Below are 12,195 nucleotides of genomic sequence, written 5' to 3'. Positions count from 1 at the left end.
CCCGACAAATAAATTCCGACTAGGAACAAGAGCATGGTCGGATATGCAAGCTTGACCTCCAGGGGGCAGCTTACGATTCCAAAGAAAGTCCGGAACGAGTTGTCGCTCAAGTCAGGCGATACTGTTGCGTGGACGGTCGTGGATGGTCTCCTGATAGGAACGCCGCGCAATCTCGAATTTGCCGACCTCGCTGGATTTCTAGGCGATCCACCTGACGGGCCTGCTGCGCTGGAACAGATCGACGCGGTGGTAAGAGATGCAGTGGGCCGCCATGTTGTTGGCGAGGAGCACGGCGACGAACGAGAGGGTGCCGGGTGACGTTGATCGGTATCGATACAAACTTTTTCTTTCGGGCGGTATGCGCATGAGCCTTTCGCCACGCCTCATTGCTCCCGACAGACGCGGCGAGGACGCCGAGCAGACCTTGCGGCCGCAGACGCTTGGCGACTTCGTCGGCCAGGCGGCGGTGCGGGCCAATCTCAAAGTGTTCATCGAGGCCGCCAAGGGGCGCAGCGAAGCGCTCGACCATGTGCTATTCGTCGGCCCGCCCGGCCTCGGCAAGACGACGCTGGCGCAAATCATGGCGCGCGAGCTTGGCGTCAATTTCCGCTCGACCTCGGGTCCGGTCATCGCCAAGGCCGGCGATCTCGCGGCGCTGCTCACCAACCTCGAAGACCGCGACGTGCTGTTCATCGACGAGATCCACCGGCTCAACCCGGCGGTCGAGGAAATCCTCTATCCGGCGATGGAGGATTTCCAGCTCGACCTGATCATCGGCGAGGGGCCGGCGGCGCGCTCGGTCAAGATCGACCTGGCCCGCTTCACGCTTGTCGCCGCCACCACCCGGCTCGGCCTGTTGACCAACCCGCTGCGCGACCGCTTCGGCATTCCGGTGCGGCTCAATTTCTACTCGGTCGAGGAACTCGAGCAGATCGTGCGGCGTGGCGCCCGCATCCTTGCCATGCCGCTCGGCGACGACGGTGCCTTGGAGATCGCCCGGCGGGCGCGCGGCACGCCGCGCATCGCCGGCCGGCTGTTGCGCCGGGTGCGCGACTTCGCCAGCGTTGCCGGCGACGGTCATGTCGACCGCAAGGTCGCCGACGAGGCGCTGACGCGGCTGGAGGTCGACGGGCTCGGCCTCGACGCACTCGACCGCCGTTATCTGTCGATGATCGCCCGGAATTTCGGCGGCGGGCCGGTCGGCATCGAGACAATCGCTGCCGGGCTTTCCGAGCCACGCGATGCCATCGAGGACATCATCGAACCCTTTCTGATCCAGCAAGGCTTCATCATGCGTACCCCGCGCGGCCGCGTGCTGGCGGCCAATGCCTGGCGGCATCTCGGCCTCGACGCGCCGAAGGACCTGGCGCAGCAGCAGATCAGCCTGTTCCAGGAAGAGCCCTAAGTTGGCTGCTTATGGCTTCGGTGCTGGCAGTTCCCCGGCCCAGCCCTCCAGGTCTTGATCATCGCCGGTCTATGCGCAAAACAGGTGTTGCTTGAAACAGGGCCCGTCGGGCCAAAAGGACAGCGCAATGGACGATCACGGTGAATCGGCATTGTCCGCCGGGCTTTCCGGCGCGCTGACGGAATTCGGCCATCGATTGATGGCGCGGGTCTATTATGCAGACACCGATTTTTCCGGCGTCGTCTACCACGCGCGCTATCTCGAATTCTTCGAGCGCGGCCGTTCCGATTATCTGCGGCTGGCCGGCGTCCACCACACCGAGCTTGCCGACGGCAAGCATGGCGAGAAAATAGTCTGGGTGGTGCGGCGCATGGAGATCGATTTCCGCGGTTCGGCCCGCATGGACGACATCCTGACCATCGACACGCGCACCGACGAGATTTCCGGCGCCCGCATCGTCATGGCGCAGCAATTGAAGCGCGGCAGCGAAATGCTGGTCGAGGCGCGGGTCGAAGCAGCGATCGTCGGCGAGAACGGGCGGCCGCGGCGCTTTCCCAAGGACTGGGTGGCAGCCTTCATGCCCGGAACGCGCAAATAAGAGTTCAGAGGCGGAAGATCCGGAGCTCCCGGTCGGGGCGAGGATCGCCGGGCGGCGTCGGGGCGCGGCAATGCGCCGCGCTGTACGTCCTAACCCATCCTTAACCATAACGGTCCATGAAGGGATTGGTTAAGATTGGAAGAATCCAAGCGCCTTCCTTTCACCAATATTTGCCCCGAAAAGGCCGCCAACGGTGCATTTGGGGTTATTCCGCAAGCTTAACGCGAACGGACCACAAGGGATGCCCATGGGCCAGCCGCCAGCCACGCCCGGAAAATCTTTAAGGACGTAACATGGAAAACATCGCTCTCGCCGACCCGGGCGCGCATTTATCGATTTGGGCCTTGTTCATGCAGGCCGGTTGGGTGGTCAAGCTGGTCATGATCGGCTTGCTCTGCGCCTCGATCTGGACCTGGGCGATCATCGTCGACAAGCTCGTCGCCTATGCCCGCATGCGGCTGGCGCTCAACCGCTTCGAACAGGTGTTCTGGTCGGGACAGTCGCTGGAAGAACTTTACCGCACGCTCGCCGACCGCAAGACGACCGGCATGAGCGCGATCTTCGTCGCCGCCATGCGCGAATGGAAGAAAAGCTTCGAGAAGGGCGCGAAATCGCCGCTCGGCCTGCAGACCCGCATCGACAAGGCTATGGATCTGGCGCTGACCCGCGAGATGGAAAAACTTGAAGGGCGGCTCGGCTTCCTCGCCACCACCGGCTCGGCGGCGCCGTTCATCGGCCTGTTCGGCACCGTGATCGGCATCATGACCTCGTTCCAGGCGATCGCCGCCTCGAAGAACACCAGCCTGTCGGTGGTCGCGCCCGGCATCGCCGAAGCGCTGCTGGCGACAGCCATCGGCCTGCTCGCCGCCATCCCGGCCGTCATCGCCTACAACAAGCTGTCGTCGGACGCGAGCAAGATCGCGGTGCGCATGGAAGGGTTCGCGGATGAGTTCTCCGCCATACTCTCGCGCCAAATCGATGAAAAAGTCGCGCAGAAGGCCTGAGGAACGATCATGGGAATGTCCGTAAGCGCAGGTGGCGGAGGACGCGGCGGGCGCGGCCACAGGCGGCGCGGCCGCCATCACGCCTTGATATCGGAGATCAACGTCACGCCGATGGTCGACGTGATGCTGGTGCTGCTGATCATCTTCATGGTCGCGGCGCCGTTGCTGACGGTCGGCGTGCCGATCGACCTGCCGGATACCCAGGCCAAAGCGATGAACGCCGATACGCAGCCTATAACCGTGTCCATCAACTCGGCCGGTCAGATCTACCTCCAGGAAACCGAGATCCCGATCGAGGAGCTGGTGGCAAAGCTGCAGGCGATCTCGAAGACCGGCTATGAAGAGCGCATTTTCATCAGGGGTGACAAGTCCACCGACTATGGCACTGCCATGAAGGTGATGGCCCGCATCTCGGCTGCTGGCTACAAGAATATCGGCCTGGTGTCACTGCAGGAACAGGATCAGTAGACGCAAGATGAGGACCGGCCTCACCACATCGGTGATCTTGCATACGGTGGCGATCGCCTTCGGGCTGTTCACGTTGTCCTCGCCGCCCGCGATGCCTGCGTCCGATGCGGAATCGGTGTCGGTCGAGATCGTGCCGATGGAAGCGACGGCACAGGTCCTGCAAGGCGACAAGAAGGCTGTAATGCACGACAAGCCGGCGCCGGTACCGACGCAGCGTCCCGACATCGTTCCCGATGCCCAGAAAGTCGGCGATAACAGCGTCGACACCGACAAGCCGCCGACACCTGAGCCCAAGCCCCAGCCAGTCGACATGACGGCGGCTCCGCCACCCGCGCCGACGCCGGTCGAAAAGCCCAAGCCCGAGGACGTGCCGAAGCCGAAGGAAGAGCCGAAGCCTATTCCCGCTACGGAGGTGGCGCCGGTGCCGCAGCCGAAGGAAGAGGTCAAGCCCGAACCTGTCAAGCAGACCGAGCCCAAGCCGACGCCGGCCAAGGAGCCGACGCCCACGCCGCCGCAGGACAAGACCGCCGCGATCGATCCGCAGCCCGAGGTCAAGCCGGACGCCGTCGCCGAGGCGATCGCCAAGCAACCGCCGACCGAGGAGACGTCGCTTCCGGATTCAGCGCCGGCGCCTGAGGCGCGGCCGAAGCCGCAGCCGGTCCAGGCCGAAAGCGCCAAGGCGCCGGAGCGCAAGGACGCCGACAAGCCGGTCAAGGAAGCCTCGTCCAAGCCGAAATCGGATGACAAGCAATTCAACGCCGACGAGATCTCGGCTCTGCTCGACAAGCGCAAGCCGTCGGGCGGCGGCGCCAAGCGCTCGACCCAGCAGGCATCGCTCGGCGGCGAGAAGGATCAGGGCCAGAAGCTTTCGAAATCGGAGCAGGGGGCATTGGAGGCCCAGCTTGGTGGTTGCTGGACGCTTCCGGCAGGGCTCGAGGGTTCGGAGAATTTCGTCGTCGTGGTCCGGTTTAATCTGGACGCCTCCGGCAAGCTGGATGGCCGGCCGAGCGTTGAAAAGTCGAGCGGAAACCGCCCGTTTGACGAAAGTGCAGTGCGCGCGGTTCAGAAATGCGATGTGGCCGGCTTGCAGGTTCCAGCGGGCAAGCAAGACATCTGGTCCGACGTTCGGGTCACTTTTGACCCCAGGGAGATGCTCGGTCTTTAGGCCCGGCTCCCACAGAATCAGCGAAGAGAAGCGAGAAGACATGAAATCCATCCTCAAGCCGCTCCTGACGATCGCAGCGATGGCGCTGGGTATGACTGTTGCCGTCACCCTGCCGGCGCGGGCGCTCGTTGAGCTCAACGTCAATAAGGGCAATGTCGAGCCGTTGCCGATCGCCATCACGGACTTCCAGGGCGGGGATGCGCTCGGCGCCGAGATTTCCGGCATCGTCAGTGCCGACCTGAAACGCTCCGGCCTGTTCGCGCCGATCGACAAAAGCGCTTTCATTGAAAAGATCTCCAACCCGGATGCCACGCCGCGCTTCGAAGACTGGAAGGTAATCAACGCCCAGGCTTTGGTCACCGGCAGTGTCGGCAAGGAGGCTGACGGCCGCATTCGCGCCCAGTACCGGTTGTGGGACACGTTTGCCGGCCAGCAGATGTCGGGCGAGCAGTTCTTCGCCAACGACGCCAATACCAGGCGCGTCGGCCATATCATCGCCGATGCGATCTACGAGCGGCTGACCGGCGAGAAGGGCTATTTCGACACGCGCGTCGTCTTCATCGACGAGTCCGGTGCCAAGAATGCGCGCAAGAAGCGGCTTGCCATCATGGACCAGGACGGCGCCAACGTCCGCTATCTCTCGAACGGCAAATCGATCGTGCTGACGCCGCGCTTCTCGCCGAACCGGCAGGAAATCACCTACATGTCCTATGAAAGCGGCCAACCACGGGTGTATCTTTTGCAGATCGAGACGGGGCAGCGCGAGCTGGTCGGCAATTTCCCCGGCATGACGTTTGCGCCGCGCTTTTCGCCGGACGGCCAGAAGGTAATCATGAGCCTGCTGCGCGATGACGGCAATTCCAACATCTTCGCCATGGATCTGAGAAGCCGCTCGACAACCAGGCTCACCAACTCGACCGCCATCGACACCTCACCGTCCTACTCGCCTGACGGCAGCAAGGTGGTGTTCACCTCGGATCGCGGCGGCCGCGCGCAGATCTATGTGATGGGCGCCGACGGCTCGGGCCAGACCCGCATCTCGTTCGGCGACGGCGTCTATTCGACGCCGGTGTGGTCGCCGCGCGGCGATCTCATCGCCTTCACCAAGCAGACCGGCGGCGAATTCCAGATCGGCGTCATGCGCACCGACGGTTCGGGTGAGCGCATCCTGTCCACCGGCTTTCAGCAGGAAGGGCCGACCTGGGCGCCCAACGGCCGGGTGCTGATGTTCTTCCGCGATTCCAATGGCGGACCAAAACTTGTTTCGGTCGATCTCACCGGCCGCAACGAACAGTCGATCCCGACGGCGAACTTCGCCTCGGATCCGGCCTGGTCGCCGCTGCTGGAGTGATGGAAGAAGAACTGAGGAATTGAAGAACTGAGGAATTGAAGAACTGACGAGTTGAAGAACTGAAGAGTTGAAGAACTGAAGAATGGAGAAGGCAGGGGTCTACATCGAGCACGCGAGGGATTTAGAAGTCTATAAGCGTGCCTATGCGGTTTCCCTTGGGGTACACAGAGCCACGCTTGCTTTTCCGAAAATGGAGCAATACGCGCTCGCCGATCAACTACGTCGTTCCAGCAAGGCGATCTGCGCCAATTTGGCCGAAGGCTTTGCCAAACAGACTCACTCCAAGCCCGAATTCGCACGCTTCATTTCGATGGCCATAGGATCATGCAGTGAGGTGGAGACCTGGATTTCGTATGCGTTCGACCTCGAGTACATCACACAGGCGCAACGCGACGATTGGTTGCAATCCTATGCCCGCATCTACGGAATGCTGGTCAATCTCAGAGAGAAGCTGAGGTGATCTCTTTCCTCAATTCCTCAGTTCTTCAGTTCCTCAATTCCCTCTTTTTCATGTTTTGGCCGCATTTCCGCCTACGGTCCGCGCTCATTGTCGCCTTTGAGTAGCCCTCGGCAGAACGGTTGCGGACGGCAGCCGAAACCAAATTTTAACCGTGTTTCTTGAGCGCCGGTTAACCCAAACGTGGTTACTGGACGATCAATGAAATCACTCGAATTGCGAAGGAGAGGCGGCATGGGCCGTATCGCAGCACTTACCACAAACCCGGTCATGATCGCGCTGGTCGCTATGCTCGCGATCACCGGTTGCGCCTCGAAGAAGACGCCGAACAGCGCCGCCGATCTCGGCCTCAACGGCGCCGGCGCGGCAACGCCCGGGTCGGCCCAGGACTTTACCGTCAACATCGGCGACCGCATCTTCTTCGATACCGATTCGTCCTCGATCCGCGCCGATGCGCAGACGACGCTGTCGCGCCAGGCGCAGTGGCTGAACCAGTACAAGCAGTATGCCATCGTCATCGAAGGCCATGCCGACGAGCGCGGCACGCGCGAATACAATCTGGCGCTCGGCGCCCGCCGTGCTGCCGCCACACGCGACTTCCTGGTCGCCAAGGGTGTTTCGGCGCAGCGCCTGAAGACCATTTCCTACGGCAAGGAGCGTCCGGTCGCCGTTTGCGACGACATCTCCTGCTGGTCGCAGAACCGCCGCGCCGTAACCACGCTGGGCGGCGCCGGTTCTTGATCGGCATAAATGCAACACTTGGTGCGAAAGGCGGCCAAAAGGCCGCCTTTTTCATATCTCCTCGCTCCAAACAAAATTTGGCCGAAGTCTCACGTCCTGTTAAGAGCCGAGAGCGTCTGGCTAGTCCCCAGTTGACTGGTCTACTTCGAATGAGAGGCGCGCAACAATGGTTTCACGGCGAGAGGCACATGCATTTCAGATCGGTCTTGAGCGGCACGCTTGCGCTGCTACTCGTATCAAGTATCGCGGCACTTGCTGACGGGGCAAACGGCACCGGGCAGTCATCGGAAAGCGGTTTTTCCTTCCACCTGCCGACGATCAAACTGCCCGGCATTTTCGGCGAAAAGAAAAAGCCGGATCAGGTTCAATTCGCGCAACAGGATGGCACCGGCACTCCGGCGCTGGAGGAACAGCTCCGGCAGATGAATGGCAAGATCGAGGAACTCAATTTCCAGGTCCTGCAGATGCAGGAGCAGATCCGCAAGCAGCAGGAAGACAACGAATTCCGCTTCCAGCAGTTGGAAGGCGGTCCGCAAGGCGCGCAGCAGCCGGCCGAGCAGAAGAAGTCCGAGGCGGCGCCTAGCAGCGACAGCCCCAACGGCGACAGTAACGTGGCGGAGGCGCCGGGGACGCCGGCTCCGGCCGATGCGGGCAAGGCGGCAGACGGCGACAAGAGCGTCGAGGACGTCATCGTCGAATCGCCCAACGGCGATCCCGGCAAGCTGATCCCCGGCGCGCCGCCCAAGACGTTCGGCACCATCACCGTCGACAAAAACGGCAATGTCGTCGAAGCCGACGGCAATGCGCAAGCGAATGCGCCGCAGCAGAATACGGCCCCAGCCAACGGCACCAGCGCAGCCGGCAACAAGGCCGGTAAATCCGATGATACGGTGGTCGCGGCACTCCCGTCGACCAACGATCCGGAGGAGCTTTACCGCAATTCTTACCAGTTCATCCTGTCGGGCGACTACAGCACCGCCGAACAGGGTTTCCGCGACCATATCGCCCGTTTTCCCAGAGACGCCAAGGCGGCGGACGCGCATTACTGGCTCGGTGAATCGCTGCTCGGCCAGCAGAAATACCGCGATGCGGCCGAGATTTTCCTCGCTGCCAGCAAGGACTATCCCAAGGCCAAGAAGGCGCCCGACATGCTGCTGAAACTCGGCGTTTCACTGGTCGGGCTGAAGCAGCGCGACGTGGCCTGTGCCACTTTCAGCGAGATCGGCAAGCGCTACCCCGATATTTCCGGCGCGCTCAAGGAGCGGGTCAAGCAGGAAAGGGCGCTCGCGGCGTGCTAGTATTTCTGTTGCATGTCGTAGCCCCAAAACCGGGTCCACTTTTGGACGACATGCATGACGCTCGACACCGAGCCTGACCTTTCGGATTTTTCGCAGATCGACTTTTCCAACGGCGCTGTTGCGGCCGTGTCCGGCGGCAGCGACTCGACCGCCCTTCTCCTCCTCCTCAAAGCCCATCTCGACCGTAACGCCCCGGCAACGAAATTGCTGGCGGTAACGATCGATCATCAATTGCGGCCGCAAGCGGCAGCGGAAGCGCAAGCCGTGGCCAGGCTGTGTGCGGCGCGCGGCATTGCCCATCGCATCCTCGCCTGGTCGGGCCACAAACCATCGACCGGCCTGCCCGCCGCCGCGCGCGAAGCCCGATACCGGCTGCTCGCCGAGGCCGCCGACGCTGAAGACATCGGCCTGATCCTGACCGGCCACACAGCCGACGACCAGGCTGAGACCGTGCTGATGCGGCAAGCACGTGACGACGGGCCAGGTGAGGAGAGGCCGCGCGAGGAAGGGCGGGGCCTTGCCGGCATGGCGCCGGCAACCCTCTACGATTGGCGGCACTGGATCGTGCGGCCGCTGCTCGGCATAAGGCGTGAGGCACTGCGCGAATTCCTGCGGCGTGAACAGGTTGCCTGGATCGAAGATCCGACCAATGCCGACACCGCTTTCGAGCGGCCGCGCGTCCGCGCAGCACTTGTTGAAGGCGACGATGCGCCTCGCATGGCTGAAGCTATGGCGCTGGCCAGAAAGGCGGCGGCCGAGCGTGAGCAGTTGGGACATCGCGCGGCCATGCTGATCCGCAGCTTGGCCTCCAGGCCGGCCGCCGGCCTCGTCCGCCTCGATCGGGATTTTGCGACGGCCGCCGACAGCCGGGCGGCCATTTATGCGCTGCGCATCCTGCTGGCGGCGACCGGCGGCACCGCCTTCCTTCCCGACCAGGCCCGCAGCGAAGCCCTTTTCGGCCGGTTCCGCACCGGGCCGCTTTGTGCCACATTGTCGCGGACCGTGATCGATGCCCGGCGTACCGGCATCTTTCTGCACCGCGAATTGCGGGATCTGCCGCCCGCTGTTGCGGTTTCCGGCAATGCGCTTTGGGACGGGCGCAGACGGATCACATTGGACGACAGTTCAGGTGCATTGTTGATCGCGCCGCTGTTGGTAGCACCGCTCAGGCCGGCTCTTGCCGCAAAGCGGGCAATTGCCGGGCATGGCACGCCAGCAAGCCTTGTACGTGCCGCCCTGGCCGCCGAGCCGGCGCTCTGGCGGGACGGCGAATGCCTTGGTTTGCTCGGGGAAGGCCCGGGTTTGCCCGGGGAAGGCCCGATGCCGGCGGCTGTCGCCGCATATCCGGCAGTCGCGCCCTTCGCCCGTTTCCTGCCGTCCTTCGATCTGGCACCGGCCGATGCCGTCGCCGCGTTGCTTGGCGCGGCGCCGGTTCCAGCCGTGCCATTCGGCGGCCACAGTGCCGGCCTACCACGGGCGAAAGCTTAACCGAGACCTGCTGTTATGCTTGGCAAGGGGAGACGCTCTCCCTATGTTAGGGCCAAGTTTCCTCTCACGACGCGTGTCCGCCCAGCGGCGCCAACGGGACAATTGATGAATCCGAATTATCGCAACCTAGCGCTCTGGGCGATCATAGCGGTCCTGCTCATCGCCCTCTTCAATCTTTTCCAGACGCCGCAGACGCGTGGAGCCTCGAGCGATGTTCCCTATTCGCAGTTCCTGCAGGAAGTCGCGGCGGGACGGATCAAGTCGGTGACCATCGCCGGCGCCCGTATCTCCGGCAACTACACGGACAGTTCCAACGGCTTCCAGACCTATTCGCCTGGGGACCCGTCGCTGGTTTCGCGGCTGCAGGACAAGAACGTCACCATCAATGCGCGTCCTGAGTCCGACGGCTCCAATTCGCTGTTCGGCACCCTGATCTCCTGGCTGCCGATGATCCTCATCCTCGGCGTCTGGATATTCTTCATGCGCCAGATGCAGTCCGGGTCCGGCCGCGCCATGGGCTTCGGCAAGTCGAAGGCCAAGCTTTTGACCGAAGCACATGGCCGCGTCACCTTCCAGGACGTCGCCGGCGTCGACGAAGCCAAGGAAGATCTGGAAGAGATCGTCGAGTTCCTGCGCGACCCGCAGAAATTCCAGCGGCTCGGCGGCAAGATCCCACGCGGCGTGCTGCTCGTCGGTCCTCCCGGAACCGGCAAGACGCTGCTCGCCCGCTCGGTCGCGGGTGAAGCCAACGTGCCGTTCTTCACCATTTCGGGCTCGGACTTCGTCGAGATGTTCGTCGGCGTCGGCGCAAGCCGCGTCCGCGACATGTTCGACCAGGCCAAGAAGAACGCGCCTTGCATCATCTTCATCGACGAAATCGACGCGGTCGGCCGCCATCGCGGCGCCGGCCTCGGCGGCGGCAATGATGAACGCGAGCAGACGCTGAACCAGCTGCTGGTCGAGATGGATGGCTTCGAATCCAACGAAAGCATCATCCTGATCGCCGCCACCAATCGGCCAGACGTGCTCGATCCGGCGCTGCTGAGGCCGGGCCGCTTCGACCGCCAGGTGGTGGTGCCGAACCCCGACATCGTCGGCCGCGAGAAGATCCTGAAAGTGCATGTGCGCAACGTGCCGCTGGCGCCCAATGTCGACCTCAAGGTGATCGCGCGCGGCACGCCGGGCTTTTCCGGCGCCGATCTGATGAACCTGGTCAACGAATCCGCCCTGATGGCGGCGCGGCGCAACAAGCGCCTCGTCACCATGGCCGAATTCGAGGACGCCAAGGACAAGATCATGATGGGCGCCGAGCGCCGCTCGTCGGCGATGACACAGGCCGAGAAGGAGCTGACCGCCTATCACGAGGCCGGTCATGCCATCCTGGCGCTCAACGTGCCGTCGGCCGATCCGCTGCACAAGGCGACCATCATCCCGCGCGGCCGGGCACTCGGCATGGTCATGCAGCTGCCGGAAGGCGACCGCTATTCGATGAGCTACAAGTACATGATCTCGCGCCTCGCCATCATGATGGGCGGCCGTGTCGCCGAGGAGTTCAAGTTCGGCAAGGAGAACATCACCTCCGGCGCCTCCTCCGATATCGAGCAGGCGACCAAGCTGGCGCGTGCCATGGTGACGCGCTGGGGCTTCTCCGACAAGCTCGGCCATGTCGCCTATGGCGACAACCAGGAGGAGGTGTTCCTCGGCCATTCGGTGGCGCGCACGCAGAACATCTCGGAAGAGACGGCGCAGATCATCGACGCCGAAGTGCGCCGGCTGATCGACGAGGCCTATTCGACGGCAAGGTCCATCCTGACCAAGAAAAAGAAGGAATGGATCGCGCTGGCGCAGGGCCTGCTCGAATACGAGACGCTGTCCGGCGAGGAGATCAAGCAGCTGATCGCCGGCAATAAGCCCGCGCGCGACCTTGGCGACGACACGCCGCCGAGCCGCGGCTCGGCCGTGCCGAAGTCCGGCCGCCGCAAGAAGGGCCCCGAGCCCGAAGGCGGCATGGAACCCCAGCCATCAAGCTAGGCTCCGGCCCAGGACAGATCGACTTCGAAACGCCGCGGCTCTAACCGCGGCGTTTTCTCTTGGGGAATGCGACCCTTCCTGCATCGCTGGAAATTGGCGAAAGTGACGATAACGGCCAATCTCCCCCCCTCGTGGGGGAGATGTCCGGCAGGACAGAGAGGGGCGCGAAGGAACGGGGCCTTCTATCCT

At 63.1% G+C, this 12,195-nt stretch carries 12 protein-coding genes; all 12 read left to right on the top strand.

All coding sequences use genetic code 11. From position 1 onward, the window contains the following. Positions 1-33: 33 nt before the first annotated feature. The 12 genes from NKI58_RS02160 (at position 34) to ftsH (ending at position 12,006) form a co-directional block, all read left to right on the top strand. Positions 34-318: an AbrB/MazE/SpoVT family DNA-binding domain-containing protein gene (locus NKI58_RS02160; protein WP_023678000.1), complete on the top strand. Its 285-nt coding sequence runs from the start codon at positions 34-36 to the stop codon at positions 316-318. A 46-nt stretch (positions 319-364) separates the two neighbouring features. Further along, complete coding sequence (gene ruvB / locus NKI58_RS02155; protein ID WP_023677999.1) at positions 365-1,405, top strand: Holliday junction branch migration DNA helicase RuvB; 1,041 nt, start codon at positions 365-367, stop codon at positions 1,403-1,405. A 127-nt stretch (positions 1,406-1,532) separates the two neighbouring features. Continuing rightward, entirely contained in the window at positions 1,533-2,003 is a 471-nt protein-coding gene (gene ybgC / locus NKI58_RS02150; protein ID WP_352783132.1) for a tol-pal system-associated acyl-CoA thioesterase, read from the top strand. Positions 2,004-2,296: 293 nt separating this feature from the next. Further along, positions 2,297-3,007: a protein TolQ gene (gene tolQ / locus NKI58_RS02145; RefSeq protein WP_352489260.1), complete on the top strand. Its 711-nt coding sequence runs from the start codon at positions 2,297-2,299 to the stop codon at positions 3,005-3,007. Positions 3,008-3,016: 9 nt separating this feature from the next. Next, positions 3,017-3,475 carry a protein TolR gene (gene tolR / locus NKI58_RS02140; RefSeq protein ID WP_352569595.1) on the top strand — a complete coding sequence of 153 codons (459 nt, stop codon included), beginning with the start codon at positions 3,017-3,019 and terminating at the stop codon, positions 3,473-3,475. 7 nt (positions 3,476-3,482) lie between these two features. Then, positions 3,483-4,640 carry a cell envelope integrity protein TolA gene (gene tolA, locus NKI58_RS02135; protein WP_352783136.1) on the top strand — a complete coding sequence of 386 codons (1,158 nt, stop codon included), beginning with the start codon at positions 3,483-3,485 and terminating at the stop codon, positions 4,638-4,640. A gap of 79 nt (positions 4,641-4,719) precedes the next feature. Next, positions 4,720-5,991 carry a Tol-Pal system beta propeller repeat protein TolB gene (gene tolB, locus NKI58_RS02130; protein ID WP_502896948.1) on the top strand — a complete coding sequence of 424 codons (1,272 nt, stop codon included), beginning with the start codon at positions 4,720-4,722 and terminating at the stop codon, positions 5,989-5,991. 82 nt (positions 5,992-6,073) lie between these two features. Further along, positions 6,074-6,451 carry a four helix bundle protein gene (locus NKI58_RS02125; RefSeq protein WP_023677993.1) on the top strand — a complete coding sequence of 126 codons (378 nt, stop codon included), beginning with the start codon at positions 6,074-6,076 and terminating at the stop codon, positions 6,449-6,451. A gap of 231 nt (positions 6,452-6,682) precedes the next feature. After that, on the top strand, positions 6,683-7,189 hold the full coding sequence (gene pal / locus NKI58_RS02120) for a peptidoglycan-associated lipoprotein Pal (RefSeq protein ID WP_023677992.1): 507 nt from the start codon (positions 6,683-6,685) through the stop codon (positions 7,187-7,189). Positions 7,190-7,377: 188 nt separating this feature from the next. Next, a complete protein-coding gene (gene ybgF, locus NKI58_RS02115; protein ID WP_352783143.1) occupies positions 7,378-8,487 on the top strand; it encodes a tol-pal system protein YbgF in 1,110 nt (369 codons plus the stop codon). Positions 8,488-8,541: 54 nt separating this feature from the next. Beyond that, a complete protein-coding gene (gene tilS / locus NKI58_RS02110) occupies positions 8,542-9,975 on the top strand; it encodes a tRNA lysidine(34) synthetase TilS (protein ID WP_352824141.1) in 1,434 nt (477 codons plus the stop codon). A gap of 105 nt (positions 9,976-10,080) precedes the next feature. After that, complete coding sequence (gene ftsH, locus NKI58_RS02105) at positions 10,081-12,006, top strand: ATP-dependent zinc metalloprotease FtsH (RefSeq protein ID WP_023677989.1); 1,926 nt, start codon at positions 10,081-10,083, stop codon at positions 12,004-12,006. Positions 12,007-12,195 lie beyond the last annotated feature (189 nt).

It is taken from the genome of Mesorhizobium sp. M0522, assembly GCF_040321085.1.
In the GTDB taxonomy this organism is placed as follows: Bacteria; Pseudomonadota; Alphaproteobacteria; order Rhizobiales; family Rhizobiaceae; genus Mesorhizobium.
Note: the sequence above shows the minus strand (reverse complement) of the source record. Positions and strands in the feature narration are given on the sequence as shown.